Origin of the sequence: Pseudomonas sp. UBA7500, from assembly GCF_002478435.1 — a bacterium.
GTDB classification, from domain to species: Bacteria; Pseudomonadota; Gammaproteobacteria; order Pseudomonadales; family Pseudomonadaceae; genus Aquipseudomonas; species Aquipseudomonas palmensis.
In genome coordinates this window covers 1-16117 of record NZ_DLNW01000020.1, presented here as the reverse complement: position 1 = coordinate 16117, position 16117 = coordinate 1, and the positions used below count along the sequence as shown (strand labels likewise).

At 64.8% G+C, this 16117-nt stretch carries 15 protein-coding genes; 7 read left to right on the top strand and 8 right to left on the bottom strand.

Annotated features, from left to right (window positions below; translation table 11 throughout):
- Nucleotides 1-255, bottom strand: a complete 255-nt coding sequence (locus B4I46_RS09320) for a hypothetical protein (protein WP_043861131.1) — start codon at nucleotides 253-255, stop codon at nucleotides 1-3.
- Nucleotides 256-385: 130 nt separating this feature from the next.
- On the opposite strand from B4I46_RS09320, the gene B4I46_RS09315 reads away from it, so the two are divergent.
- Nucleotides 386-706 carry a DUF883 family protein gene (locus B4I46_RS09315; RefSeq protein WP_043861132.1) on the top strand — a complete coding sequence of 107 codons (321 nt, stop codon included), beginning with the start codon at nucleotides 386-388 and terminating at the stop codon, nucleotides 704-706.
- A 75-nt stretch (nucleotides 707-781) separates the two neighbouring features.
- On the opposite strand, the gene B4I46_RS09310 is transcribed toward B4I46_RS09315, so the two are convergent.
- Entirely contained in the window at nucleotides 782-1408 is a 627-nt protein-coding gene (locus B4I46_RS09310; protein WP_088514900.1) for a response regulator transcription factor, read from the bottom strand.
- Between the two features lie 14 nt (nucleotides 1409-1422).
- Nucleotides 1423-3222: a PAS domain-containing sensor histidine kinase gene (locus B4I46_RS09305; RefSeq protein WP_104572615.1), complete on the bottom strand. Its 1800-nt coding sequence runs from the start codon at nucleotides 3220-3222 to the stop codon at nucleotides 1423-1425.
- 198 nt (nucleotides 3223-3420) lie between these two features.
- Between B4I46_RS09305 and B4I46_RS09300 the strand changes: the two genes are divergently transcribed.
- The 3 genes from B4I46_RS09300 (at nucleotide 3421) to B4I46_RS09290 (ending at nucleotide 8003) form a co-directional block, all read left to right on the top strand.
- Nucleotides 3421-5043: an acyl-CoA synthetase gene (locus B4I46_RS09300; RefSeq protein WP_088514884.1), complete on the top strand. Its 1623-nt coding sequence runs from the start codon at nucleotides 3421-3423 to the stop codon at nucleotides 5041-5043.
- 29 nt (nucleotides 5044-5072) lie between these two features.
- Complete coding sequence (locus tag B4I46_RS09295) at nucleotides 5073-6842, top strand: acyl-CoA dehydrogenase C-terminal domain-containing protein (protein ID WP_286899817.1); 1770 nt, start codon at nucleotides 5073-5075, stop codon at nucleotides 6840-6842.
- Between the two features lie 156 nt (nucleotides 6843-6998).
- Nucleotides 6999-8003 carry a FecR family protein gene (locus B4I46_RS09290; protein WP_043861136.1) on the top strand — a complete coding sequence of 335 codons (1005 nt, stop codon included), beginning with the start codon at nucleotides 6999-7001 and terminating at the stop codon, nucleotides 8001-8003.
- A 31-nt stretch (nucleotides 8004-8034) separates the two neighbouring features.
- Here B4I46_RS09290 and B4I46_RS09285 read toward each other — a convergent pair whose 3' ends face one another.
- The gene (locus B4I46_RS09285) at nucleotides 8035-9354 is read right to left on the bottom strand and encodes a Na+/H+ antiporter family protein (protein WP_054916515.1); all 1320 of its coding nucleotides are present in this window, start codon (nucleotides 9352-9354) and stop codon (nucleotides 8035-8037) included.
- 265 nt (nucleotides 9355-9619) lie between these two features.
- Here B4I46_RS09285 and B4I46_RS09280 point away from each other — a divergent pair, with 265 nt between their 5' ends.
- Nucleotides 9620-11767: a methyl-accepting chemotaxis protein gene (locus tag B4I46_RS09280; RefSeq protein ID WP_286899816.1), complete on the top strand. Its 2148-nt coding sequence runs from the start codon at nucleotides 9620-9622 to the stop codon at nucleotides 11765-11767.
- Nucleotides 11768-11772: 5 nt separating this feature from the next.
- On the opposite strand, the gene B4I46_RS09275 is transcribed toward B4I46_RS09280, so the two are convergent.
- The 4 genes from B4I46_RS09275 to B4I46_RS09260 are packed head-to-tail and all read right to left on the bottom strand — an operon-like array spanning nucleotide 11773 to nucleotide 14382.
- The gene (locus tag B4I46_RS09275) at nucleotides 11773-13095 is read right to left on the bottom strand and encodes a sensor histidine kinase (RefSeq protein WP_043861138.1); all 1323 of its coding nucleotides are present in this window, start codon (nucleotides 13093-13095) and stop codon (nucleotides 11773-11775) included.
- Nucleotides 13092-13760, bottom strand: coding sequence for a response regulator transcription factor (locus B4I46_RS09270; RefSeq protein WP_043861139.1), 669 nt, complete (start codon nucleotides 13758-13760; stop codon nucleotides 13092-13094). The genes B4I46_RS09275 and B4I46_RS09270 overlap by 4 nt, the downstream gene beginning before the upstream one ends.
- Entirely contained in the window at nucleotides 13760-14074 is a 315-nt protein-coding gene (locus B4I46_RS09265; RefSeq protein WP_043861140.1) for a PepSY domain-containing protein, read from the bottom strand. The genes B4I46_RS09270 and B4I46_RS09265 overlap by 1 nt, the downstream gene beginning before the upstream one ends.
- Nucleotides 14074-14382 (bottom strand): PepSY domain-containing protein, encoded by a 309-nt coding sequence (locus B4I46_RS09260; protein WP_043861141.1) that lies wholly within the window; start codon nucleotides 14380-14382, stop codon nucleotides 14074-14076. Before B4I46_RS09260 ends, B4I46_RS09265 begins: the two co-directional genes overlap by 1 nt.
- Before the next feature lie 156 nt (nucleotides 14383-14538).
- On the opposite strand from B4I46_RS09260, the gene B4I46_RS09255 reads away from it, so the two are divergent.
- Nucleotides 14539-15621 carry a patatin-like phospholipase family protein gene (locus B4I46_RS09255; RefSeq protein ID WP_123753242.1) on the top strand — a complete coding sequence of 361 codons (1083 nt, stop codon included), beginning with the start codon at nucleotides 14539-14541 and terminating at the stop codon, nucleotides 15619-15621.
- 51 nt (nucleotides 15622-15672) lie between these two features.
- The gene (gene queD / locus B4I46_RS09250; protein WP_043861143.1) at nucleotides 15673-16029 is read left to right on the top strand and encodes a 6-carboxytetrahydropterin synthase QueD; all 357 of its coding nucleotides are present in this window, start codon (nucleotides 15673-15675) and stop codon (nucleotides 16027-16029) included.
- Nucleotides 16030-16117 lie beyond the last annotated feature (88 nt).

Genomic DNA, 16117 nt, shown 5'->3' with positions numbered 1-16117 from the left:
CTACTTGGCAGCCGCCATCAGCTTGTTGACTTCGCTGCGCACCATGTTGGCGAACTCCGGCGGCGACATGCCGTCGAGCTCGGCCCGCACCCACTCGGCCCATTTGCCCTTGCGCCGCGGCTTCTCGCTGATCAGCCGCGCGGCTTCGGCCTTGGCCTTGCCCAGGTTCGATTGCCAGAGCTCGAACAGTCGCGACTTCTCGTCCTCGATCTGTGCCCGCTCGGCGAAGCTCATGTTGGCCAGATTGAAACTCATGGGGATTCCTGCCACTTGAAAATGGGGGCTATCTTACACTGTAGCCACCGAGCGCCGCCAAGGCGCTGCAACTTTCGGCGCGCTCAGGCATCCATTGATACAGTGACCATCATTCAACGAGGAAGCGTACATGGCCAGGAAAAGCACCCTTAAAGCCGATGCCGAACAAATCAAGGACCAGGCCTTCAGCGAACTGCAGGCGCTGATCGAAGAGTCTGACAAGCTGCTCAAGGACAGCTCCACCCTGGTGGGCGAAGAAGCCGAGACCCTGCGCGCACAGGTGGGACTCAAGCTCAAGCAGGCCCTGGATGCGGTGGGCGGCGTGCGTGAAAAGGCCAAGCCGGCGGTGGATGCCACCGAGGATTACATTGGCGGCCACCCGTGGCAGACCGTGGCGATTTCGGCCGGCTTCGGGCTGGTGGTCGGGTTGTTGCTGGGACGTCGTTCCTGACACCCAATCGCGGGTCAAGCCCGCTCCCACAGGCTTGCACTGTACCTGTGGGAGCGGGCTTGACCCGCGATGCATTCAACGCAGTTTCAAGGGGTCCACCACCCCACACGCAATCGCCATCCCCACCAGGTCCGGCAGGTGTTCGGCCTGCATGCGCTTCATCACCCGCGAACGGTACAGGTCCACGGTCTTCACGCTGACCTGTAACTGCTCGGCAATCTCCCGATTGGTATAGCCCTGCACCAGGGGCACGAACACGTCGCGCTCACGCGGGGTGAGGCTGTCGATGCGCCCCTGCACTTCATCGCGCTGGCGACTGCTGACCTGAACCCGTGACGAGCGCCCCAAGGCATCCTGCACGCTGTCGAGCAGCAACTGGTCGTTGTAGGGCTTCTCGATGAAATCGATGGCCCCGGCCTTGAAGGCGCGTACCACGATCGGCACATCGGCATGCCCGCTGACAAAGATCACCGGCACCTGCACGCCCCGGGCGCGCAAGGCTTCCTGCACGCTCAGCCCACCCATGCCGGGCATGCGCACATCCAGCAGCACGCACGCCGGCAACGCCGCATCGCAGGCCTCCAGAAAAGCCTGGCCACTGGTGAACGGCAGCGCCTGCAGGCCCACCGACTCCAGCAGCCAGACGGTGGAGTCGAGCATGCCCTGATCGTCGTCGACCACGTAGACCTTCGGTTCCTGCATGGAAATCCCCTTGTTCATGCACTGGCCACCGGCGCCAGCCGACAGCACAAAATCAATCCGCCGGTATCACCCGGGTGCGCCTGCAAGGTACCGCCGAACCCTTCGACGATGCTGCGGCTCATGCTCAAGCCCAGCCCCAGCCCTTCGGGCTTGCTGGTGGTAAACGGGGTGAAGATGCCGTCCAGCTGCTCGGCGGCCACCCCGGGGCCCTGGTCGGCCACCTGGATACGCAGCCAACCGGCCTGCTGGTCGGCGCTGATCAGCACGCGCGAAGGCGCCCCGGCATGCTGCTCGCGGTTGGCGTCGATGGCGTTGCGCAACAGGTTGAGCAGGACCTGTTCGAGCAAGACACGGTCGGCGTATACCGGCGGCAGGTTGTACACCATGTGCTGCTCGATGGTCACCTGGGCCTGCGCCGCCTCCCAGGCACACAGGCGCACGGCCTCGCGCGATACATCGGCCACGTTGAGCGCCTGCAAGCGGCGCGGCTCCTTGCGCAGGAACGAGCGCAGGCGCTTGATCACTTCGGCGGCATGGGTGGCCTGCTCGGTGATGCGCTGCAGGCCCTGGGCGACCCGCCCGGCCGCCTGCGGGTCACGCTCCACCGCCAGCAGGTAGCGCTGGCTGGCACTGGCATAGTTGACCACCGCTGCCAGCGGTTGGTTGATCTCGTGGGCGATGCCGGAGGCCAGCTCGCCCAGGGTGACCAGCCGCGCGGTGTGCGCCAGTTCATCCTGGTGCCGGCGCTGCTGGCGTTCACGCAGCTCGCGCTCGGTCATGTCGCGAGCCACCAGCGAGTAGTAGCGCTCGCCACCTGCGGCCCGGTGCGCCAGCAGTACCAGCGACACCGGGAACGGCGCCGAGCCGTTGTAGGGCGCCAGCCGCGCCTCGCATTGCCACACCCCTTCGCGCTCGGCGCAGGCCCAGCCCTCTTCGTCGAGGCGTTGCAGGGCTTCTTCGTCCAGCAGCTCGCGCAGGGGCGGCACGGCCTGCACCTCCAGCAGGCCCAGTGCACGCCGGGCCGAACGGTTGAGGTAGGTGAGCTGGCCGGCGGGGTCGGTGAACAGCACCAGGTCGGTGTTGGCCTCGACCACCTCGGCCAGGCGCCGGCGGTTTTCCTGGGCTTCGATGCGCACGGTGATGTCGCGTGACACGCTGACGATCTCGACCACCGCACCGGTGTAGGTTTCGCGGATGGCGCGGCTGGCGATCTCGAACCACAGGTCGCGGCCATCGCGATGGCGCACGCGGCAGGTCATGGTCTGGTAGCCGTCCTGCTCCAGCGCCTGGGAGGCCTGCAGCAGCGATTGCTGGCGGTCCTGGGGGTGAAACAGCGACTGCACCGCCACCCCGCGCAACTCTTCCGGCCAGTAGCCCAGCAGGCGATAGGAGGCCGGCGAAGCATCCAGGAAACACCCGTCGGGGGTATGGCGCGAGATCAGGTCGGTGGTGTTTTCGGTGATCAGGCGGTACAACCGACGTGCCTGGCTGGCCTCGCGCTCGGCCAGGCGCTCAACCGTGGCGTCGCGGCAGCGGGCCAGCACCTGCAGGCCGCCCTCCAGCGGGACGAAGGTCCACAACAGGATACGCTGTTGCACCAGGGCCTCGACCTCGGCAATCGCCCGCTGCTGGTGCAGGCAGGCGCTCACCAGCGCCTTGTAGTTGGCAGGCAGCAGGCTGCCGACGGGCGGCTTGGGCCAGGTGTCAAACAACCCCTGCACCGCCGGGTTGGCGGCCACCACCTGGGCGGCGGCATCGAGCAGCACGGTGGGTTGCGGGTCCTTGTCGAGCAAGGCCGAGGGAGGAAAGGTCACTTGGGGCTCCGGCTTTTTATAGTATTTATACCATATTGCTATAGTCTATCTTCCAAGTAATATGGAGAACAGCGTAAAAATGAAACACCGAAGTCGGTATACGTACCGCCTTCCAGAAACCTGATCAGAGCTAACAATCAGCCATCGGAGGTTTCAGCCAGCGCCTGATCGCGGCTGCCTCCTGCACAGGAACCGTTCATGTCGATCTTCTCCCAGGGCCTGCAGCCCGCCCCCGTCAACCATGTCGCCCTTTCCCCGCTGAGTTTCATCGAACGCACGGCTGCGGTCTATGGCGATTACCCGGCGGTGATCCATGGTGCCATCCGCCGCAACTGGCAGGAAACCTACCAGCGCTCCCGCCGCCTGGCCAGCGCCCTGGCCGGCCGCGGCATCGGGCTGGGCGATACGGTGGCGGTGATGCTGCCCAACATTCCGGCCATGCTCGAGGCGCATTTCGGTGTGCCGATGATCGGTGCGGTGCTCAACGCCCTGAACGTGCGCCTGGATGCCGAAGCCATCGCGTTCATGCTCGAGCACGGGGAAGCCAAGGTGCTGATCACCGACCGCGAATTCCACAAGGTGATCGAAGCAGCGCTGGGCCTGATGGCCCACCCGCCGCTGGTGATCGATGTGGACGACCCGGAGTACGGCGAGGGCCGCGCCGTCAGCGACCTGGATTACGAAGCCTTCCTGGCCGAGGGCGACCCCGAGTTCGTGTGGCACTGGCCCGAGGACGAGTGGCAAGCGATCTCGTTGAGCTACACCTCCGGCACCACCGGCAACCCCAAGGGGGTGGTCTATCACCACCGCGGCGCCTACCTGAACGCACTGGGCAACCAGATGACCTGGGCCATGGGCAACCACCCGGTGTACCTGTGGACCCTGCCGATGTTCCACTGCAATGGCTGGTGCTACCCGTGGACCGTGACGGCCCTGGCCGGCACCCATGTGTTCCTGCGCCGGGTCGACCCGCAGAAGATCCTGACCCTGATTCGCGAGCACCAGGTCACCCACCTGTGCGGCGCACCGATCGTGCTCAATGCGCTGATCAACATGCCCGACTCGGCCAAGGCCGCCATCGACCACCCCGTGAACGCGATGGTGGCCGGGGCGGCGCCACCCGCCAAGGTGATCGGCGCGGTGGAGGAAATGGGCATCAAGGTGACCCACGTCTACGGCCTGACCGAGGTCTACGGCCCGGTGACGGTGTGTGCCTGGCATGCCGAATGGGACGCGCAGCCGCTGGAGGAGCGGGCCCGCATCAAGTCGCGCCAGGGCGTGCGCTACCCTACCCTCGAGGGGCTGATGGTGGCCGACCCGCAAACGCTTGAACCGGTGGCCCGCGACGGCAACACGCTGGGCGAGATCTTCATGCGCGGCAACACCGTGATGAAGGGCTACCTGAAGAACCCCGAGGCCACCGCCGAAGCCTTCCGAGGCGGCTGGTTCCATACCGGCGACCTGGCAGTGTGGCATGCCGACGGCTATGTGGAGATCAAGGACCGGCTCAAGGACATCATCATTTCCGGAGGCGAGAACATCTCGACCATCGAGGTCGAAGACACGCTGTACCGCCACCCGGCCGTGCTCGAGGCTGCGGTGGTCGCCCGCCCGGATGAAAAATGGGGCGAAACCCCCTGTGCCTACGTCACCCTCAAGGCCGGTTTCGAAGGTACCCGCGAGGCGGACATCATCGCCTTCTGCCGCGAGCATCTGGCCGGCTTCAAGCTGCCCAAGACCGTGGTGTTCAGCGAACTGCCGAAAACCTCCACGGGCAAGATCCAGAAGTACCTGTTGCGCGACTGGGCCAAGGCGCTCTGACCTTTTTTCACCTTTATTCGGAAACCGTTATGCCTGAGTTCAATGCACCGCTGCGCGACATGCGTTTTGTTCTTCACGAAGTGTTCCAGGGCCCGGCCCTGTGGGCACGCCTGCCGGCGCTGGCGGCCAGCGTCGACGGCGATACCGCCGATGCGATACTGGAAGAGGCGGCCAAGATCACCGGCCAGCTGATCGCCCCGCTCAACCGCAGCGGCGATGAGGAAGGCGTGCACTTTGCGCAGGGTCGGGTCACCACTGCGCAGGGGTTCGTGCAGGCCTGGCAGACCTACCGCGAAGGCGGCTGGGTCGGGCTGGCGGGCAACCCCGAGTACGGCGGCCTGGGCATGCCCAAGATGCTCGCGGTGCAGTTCGAGGAAATGCTCTACGCCGCCAACTGCAGCTTCAGCCTGTATTCGGCGCTGAGCGCCGGCTGCTGCCTGGCCATCGACGCGCACGCCAGCGATGCATTGAAGGCCACGTACCTGCCGGCGCTGTACAGCGGGCAGTGGGCCGGCACCATGTGCCTGACCGAACCGCATGCAGGTACCGACCTGGGGATCATCCGCAGCAAGGCCGAACCCCAGGCCGATGGCAGCTACCGGGTCAGCGGCACCAAGATCTTCATCACCGGCGGCGACCAGGACCTGACCGAGAACATCGTGCACCTGGTGCTGGCCAAGCTGCCCGACGCGCCGGCCGGGCCCAAGGGCATCTCGCTGTTTCTGGTGCCCAAGCGCCTGGTGGGCGAGGACGGCAGCCTGGGTGAAACCAACGCGGTGAGCTGTGGATCGATCGAGCACAAGATGGGCATCAAGGCCTCGGCCACCTGCGTGATGAACTTCGATGGCGCCGTGGGCTACCTGGTGGGCGAACCCAACCGCGGCCTGGCGGCGATGTTCACCATGATGAACTACGAGCGCCTGTCCATCGGCATCCAGGGCATCGGCTGCGCCGAGGCGTCGTACCAGAACGCCGTACGCTACGCCCGGGACCGCCTGCAAAGCCGCGCCGCCACCGGGCCGCTGGCCAGCGACAAGGTGGCCGACCCGATCATCGTACATGCCGATGTACGGCGCATGCTGCTGAGCATGCGCGCCCTGACCGAAGGCGGCCGGGCGTTCGCCACCTATGTCGGCCTGCAGCTGGATATCGCCAAGTACGCCGAGCAGCCGGAGGAGCGCGAGGCCGCGCAGCGCCTGGTGGCCTTGCTGACACCGGTGGCCAAGGCGTTTTTCACCGACATGGGCCTGGAAAGCTGCGTGCTGGGCCAGCAGGTGTTCGGCGGGCATGGCTACATTCGCGAATGGGGCCAGGAACAGCTGGTGCGCGATGTTCGCATCGCGCAGATCTACGAAGGTACCAACGGCATCCAGGCGCTGGACCTGCTGGGGCGCAAGGTGGTGGCCGATGGCGGACAGTCGCTGGCGCTGTTCGCCAACGAGATCCGCAGCTTCTGTGAAACCCGTCCGCCCCTGTGCGAACCGCTGCTGCATGCCCTGGCGCAGCTGGAAAGCGTGAGCCATTGGGTACGCGAGCAGGCCACCGGTGATGCCAATGCCGTGGGCGCGGCGTCGGTGGAGTACCTGCACCTGTTCGGCTATGTGGCCTACGCCTACATGTGGTCGCGCATGGCGGCCACTGCCCGCGAACGGCGCGAGCAGGAGCCGGCGTTCTACGAGGCCAAGCTGGCCACGGCTACCTTCTACTTCGAGCGTCTGCTGCCCAGGGTACTGTCGTTGCAGGCCAGCATCCGCGCAGGCAGTGCGCCGCTGTACCAGTTGCCAGCCGAGCTGTTCTGAGCCGCGCAACGCTCCAGGCGGGTGCTTAAACGATAAAAACCACGCATTTGCGTGGTTTTTCGTTCAAATATTTCTTACAACTGATAGTCATTCACGATGAACTCGGTTCTCGTTGGCCACCTGCCAAGGGTAGAATGGCCAAAACCGGGAGTATCAATGAACCAAACCAGCCTCAGCGCAGCCGAACTTGATGCCATCACCGATGCCGCTGCGCACTGGTGCATGCGCCTGCATGCTGAGGACTGCAGTGAACAGGAACGTGCCGCCTGCGCGCAATGGCGCGCAGCCGACCCACTGCACGAGCAGGAATTCCAGGCCATGCAGGAGATCTGGCAGACCGCCGACCACCTGCCCCGCCCTGCTGCCCCGGTAATCACCCTGTCAGCCAGGCCCCGCGGGCGCGCCTTGCGTCGGCTGGCCTCGGCTGCGGCCGTGGCGCTGGTGGCGCTGCCGATTGGCGCCTGGGTGGGCTGGGAACAGGGCTGGCTGCCCAACAGCTATGAGCGCGTTGAAAGCGGCAATGCCATCGCCCGCGCGGTGCTGCCGGATGGCAGCGAGGTGGAGTTGAACCTCAACACCACCCTGCGCTACGCCAACTACAAGGACGAACGACGGGTGACGCTGGTCAACGGCGAGGCCTTCTTCAAGGTGCAGCACGATACCCAGCACCCGTTCGTGGTGCGTGCCGGCAAGGGCCAGACCCGGGTGACCGGTACCCAGTTCAACGTGTGGAAGTACCAGGACCAGGTGAAGGTCACCCTGGTGGAAGGTTCGGTGCTGGTCAGCAGCAACAGCAGCGACCCGGACAGCGGCTATCGCCTGGGCCCCGGCATGCAGGCCAGCTACCGTCGCGGCGACTACGAGCCGGCCCTCAGCCAGACCTATGCCCACGACACCAGCCTGGCCTGGCGCGGCGGCAAGCTGATCCTCGACAATCTGCCACTGGACCAGGCCCTGCCGCTGATCAACCGCTACCTGGAAACGCCGTTGCTGCTGGCGGACGCCAGTACCGGCAGCATCCGCATCAGCGGCATCTACAACACCACCGAGGTCAATCGCCTGGTGAGCAACATGCCCAAGGTGCTGCCGGTGTACCTGACGCGCAACAAGAACGGCGATACGGTGCTCAACCGCATCTCGCCGCCCCCGCGAAAAAGCTGAGCCTCGCGCCCAGCTCCTGCGCCCTGGCGCGCTACAGCACCATCGCCGCTACCCAGCCGAACGCCAGCAACGGCAGGTTGTAATGCAGGAAGGTCGGCACCACCGTGTCCCAGATGTGATGGTGCTGGCCATCGACGTTCAGGCCCGAGGTCGGGCCCAGGGTCGAGTCCGACGCCGGTGAGCCGGCATCACCCAACGCGCCGGCAGTGCCGACGATGCACACGGTGGCCAGCGGGTCGAAGCCCAGTTGCACGCACAGCGGCACGAAGATCGCCGCCAGGATCGGCACCGTGGAGAACGACGAACCGATACCCATGGTCACCAGCAGGCCCACCAGCAGCATCAGCAGCGCCCCGACCGCCTTGCTGTGGTCGATCCAGCCGGCCGAGGCCTCCACCAGGGTCTTCACTTCGCCGGTGGCCTTCATGACCTCGGCAAAGCCGGACGCGGCGATCATGATGAAGCCGATCATGGCCATCATCTTCATGCCTTCGGTGAACAGGTCATCGGTGTCCTTCCAGCGCACGATGCCCGACAGCGAGAAGATCAGAAAGCCCGCCATCGCACCGATGATCATCGAGTCCAGCCACAGCTGGATGATGAACGCCGCGGCGATCGCACAGCCGGCCACCATCAGCGTCAACGGGTTGTAGCTGACAGCCACCTGCTCGACCTGCTCGATCTTTGCCACGTCGTACACGCGCTTTTTGCGGTAGCTGAAGAACACCGCCAGCAGCAACCCGAACAGCATGCCCGCCGCCGGTATCGCCATGGCCTGGGTCACGTTGACGCCGCTGACGTCCACCCCGCTACGGCTGACGTTGGCCAGCAGGATCTGATTGAGGAAGATGTTGCCGAACCCCACTGGCAGGAACATGTAGGGGGTGATCAGGCCGAAAGTCATCACGCATGCCACCAGGCGCCGATCGATCTGCAGGCGAGTCAGCACGTACAGCAGTGGCGGCACCAGCAGCGGAATGAAGGCGATATGAATGGGCAGGATGTTCTGCGACGAGATCGCCACCACCAGCAACAGGCCGATCAGCAGCCACTTGATCTTGCCGCCTTCGGCATTGCGCTGACCATGGAACATCGACAGGGCGCGATCGGCCAGCGCATGGGCCAGCCCGGACTTGGCGATGGCCACGGCGAATGCGCCCAGCAGCGCATACGACAATGCCACCGTGGCACCGCCACCCAGGCCGCCGTTGAACGCCTTGAGCGTGCCTTCGATACCCAGGCCGCCCACCAGGCCGCCGGCGAGCGCGCCGATGATGAGGGCGATGACCACGTGCACACGGGCCAGGCTCAATATCAGCATGATGCCGACCGCGGCAATTACTGCATTCATTTCATGACCTCTAGAAACCAGACAAAGCTTGCGCTGCGGCGACAGACTGCGAGCGCAGTGGCCGAACGACAGGTGTTTTTATGGGAGGGCGCACACTCTGAAGCAGCACCCGCCACTTGTCAAAGTACGGGGCTAGACGGCTGCACGCGGGTCGCATGCATGACTGAAAACGACGCATTTCAATTGAACGTTTGAATAAAGAAAAACTGCGCCTGGCCGTTACAGTCGTCAGCCTCAATCTTTTTTTGGATCAAAGGACTTCGTCATGTCGTCGAGACAACTTTCCATCCAGTGGAAAATCACCCTGCTGGCCGGGCTCTGCCTGGCCAGCATCGTTACGCTGCTGGTGGGCCTTTCGCTGTACCGCATGGAGCACAACTCCGAGCTGGTCAAGGCCAGCAGCATGCAGATGCTGACCGAAGCGGCCCAGTCGCGTATCGAGTCCCAGGGCGAAGTCCAGGCCTTGAGCATCCGCCGCCAGTTCATGGATGCCTACCAGTACGGTGCAGGCTTTGCGCGCCAGGTGCTGTTTTTGCGCGAGCAGGCCGAAAAGCGCTTTCTGGACGCCTTCGACCTGCGCGAGGACATGACCCGCCAGGTGCGCGCCGCGCTGCAGGCCAACCCCGACCTGCTGGGGCTGTCGCTGGTGTTCGAGCCCAACGCCCTGGACAACAAGGATGCCCTGTTCGCCAACCAGGCCGAGCTGGGCAGCAACGAGGCCGGCCGCTTTGCCCTGTACTGGTCGCAGCCCACGCCCGGCAAGCTGACCTCGATGGCGCTGCCCGAAAAGGACATGACCGACACCAGCATCGGCCCCAGCGGCGAGCCGGCCAACACCTGGTCGGTGTGCCCGCGTACCACGCGCAATACCTGCGTGATCGAACCCTACTTCTATGACATCGCCGGTCAGCGGGTGCTGATGACCAGCATCGTGTTCCCGCTGATCGTGGCCGACAAGGTGGTCGCCACCCTGTCGATCGACATCAACCTGAACAGCCTGCAGGCGCTGAGCCAGCAGGCCAGCCAGAACCTGTACCAGGGCCAGACCCGCATCGGCATCATCAGCCCGGTCGGCCTGCTGGCCGGCTACAGCCCGGATGCGGGCAAGCTGGCGCAACGCTTCGACCAGGTCGACAGCACCAGCGGCAAGGAGCTGATAGGCCTGCTGAGCAGCGGCACGCCCCTGCAGAGCCTCCACAAGGACGAGCGCCTGAAGGTGCTGGCATCGTTTGCACCGATTCCGGGGGGCAAGCCCTGGGGCGTGCTGCTGGATGTGCCGCAAAGCGCCCTGACCGGCCCGGCCGAGACCCTCAAGAACGAGCTCGACCAGCGCAATACCAGTGGCACCCTGATCGAGCTGGGCCTGGGTGTGCTGGCCGCGATCGTGGGGCTGCTGCTGATCTGGGTGATGGCGCGCAGTGTGACCCGCCCCATCCTGGGCGTGGCCGCCATGCTCAAGGACATCGCCAGCGGCGAAGGCGACCTGACCCGCCGCCTGAACTACGACAAGCGCGACGAGCTGGGGGAACTGGCCGGCTGGTTCAACCGCTTCCTCGACAAGCTGCAGCCGATCATCGCCGAGGTCAAACGCTCGGTGCAGGCGGCGCGCGACACTGCCGACCAGTCTTCGGCGATTGCCTCGCAGACCAGCGCCGGCATGGAGCAGCAGTACCGTCAGGTCGACCAGGTGGCCACGGCGTCCCACGAAATGAGCGCCACCGCCCAGGATGTGGCGCGCAGTGCTGCGCAAGCGGCCCAGGCGGCGCGTGACGCCGACCAGGCGACCCGTCAGGGCCTGGCGGTGATCGACCGCACCACCACCAGCATCGATACCCTGGCAGCCGACATGAACACCGCCATGGCCCAGGTCGAAGGGTTGGCCGACAACAGCGAGAAGATCGGTTCGGTACTGGAAGTGATCCGCTCCATCGCCGAGCAGACCAACCTGCTGGCGCTCAATGCCGCCATCGAGGCGGCCCGTGCCGGGGAAGCCGGGCGCGGCTTTGCGGTGGTGGCCGACGAGGTGCGCAACCTGGCCCGACGCACCCAGGAGTCGGTGGAGGAGACCCGTCAGGTGATCGAGCAACTGCAGGCCGGCACCCGCGAGGTGGTGGGCGCCATGGACAGCAGCCACCGCCAGGCCCAGGGTAGCGTCGACCAGGTCGGTCAGGCGGTGACTGCGCTGCGCCAGATCGGCGAGGCCGTCACCGTGATCAGCGACATGAACCTGCAGATTGCCAGTGCCGCCGAAGAGCAGAGCGCGGTGGCCGAGGAAATCAACAACAACGTGGCGACCATTCGCGATGTGACCGAGTCACTCTCGGAGCAGGCCAATGAGTCGGCGCGGGTCAGCCAGTCGCTGAACAGCCTGGCCAACCAGCAGCAGGGGCTGATGGACCAGTTCCGCGTCTGATGGTGTTATCGGGCTGCCCTGCGGGGTAGCTCGATGCTCACCCGCAGCCCGCCCAGCGGGCTTTCCAGCAACCTCATCTGCCCACCCCAGGCTTCGGCGATATCGCGAACGATGCCCAGGCCAAGCCCATGGCCATCGACCTGTTCGTCGAGCCGCGCACCGCGCTCCAGCACCCCGGCCCTGGCATTTTCGGGGATGCCCGGGCCATCATCGTCCACCCACAAGCGATACACCCCGCCCTCTTGCTCGATGCTCAGGCAGACCTCGCTGTCGGCCCACTTGCAGGCGTTGTCCAGCAGGTTGCCCAGCAGCTCGAGCAGGTCTTCGCGGTCCCAGGGCAAGGACAGCCCATCGGGCACCTGATGGCGGATGAGCAGGTGATCGCCGTGAATCATGCCCAGGGTCGATAGCAGGCCCGGCAGTTCGGTGGCGCAATCGAAATGCGCCCCCGGCAGGGCATCGCCGGCCAGCCGGGCGCGATTGAGTTCGCGGCTCAGGCGTTGCTGGATCTGCTCCAGCTGAGCCTGCAACTGGGCGCGAACCTCGGGCAGGTCGTTCAGGCGCTCGCTCGACGCCAGGCTCATCAGCACCGCCAGGGGGGTCTTCAGGGCATGCCCCAGGTTGCCCAGCGCGTTGCGTGAACGCCTGAGGCTGTCTTCGGTGTGTGCCAGCAGGTGGTTGATCTGCGCCACCAGGGGCTCAAGTTCGACAGGCACCTCACTGTCGAGCTGCGAGCGCTTGCCCTGCTGCAGTTGGGCGATCTGTTCGCGCGTGCGTTCCAGTGGGCGCAGGGAGCGTGTGACCGTGATGCGTTGCAGCACCAGAATCAACAGCAGCGCCACCAGCCCCAGGCCAAGGCCGAGCTGCTGCATGCGCCGGAAGCCGTCGCGCACGGGGGTATAGTCCTGCGCCACGCTGATCGAGATCGCCTGGCCCAGGCGCCGGTAGTCGGCACGCAGCACCAGCAGTTGCTGGCCAGCCGGGCCCAGCTCCAGGCCCGCGTGCAGGCCGGGAGTTGGCGGACGGGGCATGTCCATGTCCCAGAGCGAGCGGGAACGCCAACTGCCCCCTTCGAAATCGATACGGAAGTAGTAGCCGGAAAACGGCCGCTGGTACGCCGACGACAGGCGTCGCTCGTCCAGTTCGAGGCCGCTGTGGCCGCGCACCAGCGCCACCAGCAGGTTTTCGCTTTCCTTGCGCAACCCCGTCTCCAGGTAGCGCTGCAACCCGACCTCGAACAGCCACAGGCTGATCTGCGCCAGGGCCAGGCCGACCACCACCAGTACACCGACCAGCCCCAGGCTCAGGCGCGCCTGGATCGACTTCACTCGACCACTCCGCCAAAGCGATAGCCCTGGCCGCGATGGGTTTCGATCACGCTGCGCCCCAGCTTGCGGCGCAGGTGGTTGACGTGTACTTCGAGCACATTCGAGTCGCGTTCGGTTTCGCCGTTGTAGAGGTGCTCGGCCAGGTGGCTTTTGGAAAGGATCTGCTGCGGGTGCAACATGAAGTAGCGCAGCAGGCGAAACTCGGCGGCGGTCAGTTGCACGTCCTGTCCGTCGCGGCTCACGCACTGGCGGCCTTCGTCCAGGTGCAGGCCGGCGGCCTGCAGGGTCGGCTGGTTGGCCAGGCCACGGGCGCGGCGCAGCAGCGACTGGATGCGCAGTTGCAGCTCTTCGGGGTGAAAGGGTTTGCTCAGGTAATCGTCGGCACCGGCCTTGAGGCCCTCGATGCGCTCGGCCCAGGAACCCCGTGCGGTCAGGATCAGCACCGGGGTCGACAGCCCGCCGGCGCGCCATTGGGCCAGCACCTCGAGGCCGGGCAGGCCGGGCAGCCCCAGGTCCAGGATAATCAGGTCATAGGGCTCGCTGCTACCCTGGTACACCGCATCTCGGCCGTCGGCCAGCCAGTCGATGGCGTAGCCCTGGCGCTGCAGGCTCTGGGTGAGTTCATCGGCCAGCGGGACGTTGTCCTCGACCAGTAACAGGCGCATCAGTCATCTTCCTCATCTTTGATCAGCACACCCGTGCGTGCATCGAACTTGATTTCACGCACGACCCCTTGCGGGGTGACCAGCTCGACTTCGTACTCGTAGCGGTTGTGCTTCTCTTCCAGCTCCGCCTCAAGCAACTTCGCCCCGGGGTAACGCCCCAGGGCGGAGTTCAACAATTGCTCCAGCGGCAGGATGATGCCCTTCTGACGTAGCTCCAGGGCTTCATCCTGATCGAGGTCGCGGGCCAGGGCCGGCGTACAGAAGACCAGCAATGCGAGGAACAGCCACGGTGCCGTTCGCTTGCGTGCAGTCATCAGGTGTCCTTGGCGTCCTTGAGTACTTCACCGGTCTTGGCATCAAGGTCCACGTCCCATTCGACGTTCTGCGCGTCACGCAGTTCGACCTTGTACACATAACGGCCGTACACGTCCTCGAGCTCGGAGTCCTTGATGGTGGCACCCGGATGCTTGGCCAGCGCTTTTGCGTTGAGGTCATCCAGCGACAGGATGGTCTTGGCCTGGACCAGCTGCACGACTTCATTGGTGGGGATGTCTTTAGCCAGCGCAACGTTGGCGCTCAGGGCAAGGGCGGCGGTGGCGAACAGGGCAGTCAATGTTTTCATCGTGTCTCTCCATTTAGGATCAATCTTGCTTACGGGTTCAGAATACCGAACCGAACTTAACTGAAACTGAAAACAACTGGCGCCATGATAGCTCAGGCGCGCCCCTGTTCCGTCCACGCTTCTCTATAATCGTTGATCCAGGACAACGAGGCCCTTATGAGCTCAATCCAGATCAAGTTTCCAGCGCTGACACTCAAGGCCGGCACGCGGGCGTTCGCCCATGTACACGAACGCGGTCTGCAGGCTGCAGACGTGGGGGTGCTACCGGGCGCTGCAGGCGGCCCCAAGGCGCTGGGTATCCAGGGTATCGACCTGGCGCTGTTCGGCCAGTGGCTGCCCACAGCACCGCGCGCGCGCTCGCTGATCGGGGCATCGATCGGCTCCTGGCGCTTCGCCAGTGCCTGCCTGCCCGAGCCCGCCCAGGCCCTGCTGCGCCTGGGCCATCTGTATACCGAGCAGGATTTCGCCAAGGGCGTGACCCAGGCCCAGGTCAGCCAGAGCTGTCGTCGCATGCTCGATGACCTGCTGGAGGGCCAGGATGCTCGCATTCTCGACAACCCCCACTATCGGCTCAACATCATGCTGGTCAGAAGCCACGGCCTGCTTCAGCACGATCATCGAGGCCGACTGGGCGTAGGCCTGTCGTCGGTGATTGCCGACAACCTCGTGAGCCGTTCGCGGCTGGCCCGGCACTTCGAACGCGTGATCCTGCATGACGCACGCTGCGCACCGCCGTTGAACCCCCTCACGGACTTCCCTTCGCGCTGCCTGCCGCTGGCGGTCGACAACCTGCGTCATGCCCTGCTCGCTTCAGGCTCCATTCCCATGGTGATGGAAGGCGTGCGGGACATTCCGGGGGTCGGGGCGGGCACCTACCGGGATGGTGGCTTACTCGACTATCACCTCGACCTGCCCTACAGCGGCGAGGACATCGTGCTTTACCCTCACTTCACCCACAAGGTGGTGCCGGGGTGGTTCGACAAGGCCCTGCCCTGGCGGCGCAGCAATGCGCAGTACCTGCAGAACGTGCTGTTGCTGGCACCCTCGCCGCAGTACCTGGCCCGCCTGCCCTACGGCAAGCTGCCGGATCGCAGCGACTTCAAGCGCTTCATGGGCGATGCCGGTAACCGCCAACGTTACTGGCGTACCGCCATGAGCGAAAGCCAGCGGCTGGGCGACGAGTTTCTGGAACTGGTGGAAACCGGCAAGCTGCACCAGCATCTGCAACCGTTGAAGTAGGCTTGCTGTTAAACTGCCGGTCAGCATTGGTTTTCAGAGTTCTAAGATACCGTGGAAATTTTCAAAGAGTTCACCTTCGAATCGGCCCACCGCTTGCCGAATGTGCCCGCCGGGCACAAATGCGGGCGCCTGCACGGCCACTCCTTCAAGGTTGCCTTGCACCTGACCGGCCAGCTGGATCCGCATACCGGCTGGATTCGCGACTTCTCGGAGATCAAGGCGATTTTCAAGCCGCTGTACGAGCAGCTAGACCACAACTACCTCAATGACATCCCTGGCCTGGAGAACCCGACCAGCGAAGTGATTGCCAAATGGATCTGGGACCAGGTCAAGCCATTGCTGCCAGAACTGAGCAAGGTGCGTATCCATGAGACCTGCACCAGTGGCTGCGAGTATTACGGCGACTGAGCTGACAGTGACATATCTGAAAACCACCTCCCAAGGTGGTTTTTTTATGCCCGCCTTGCAGGAAACTTTCGGCCCACAAAGACAAAAC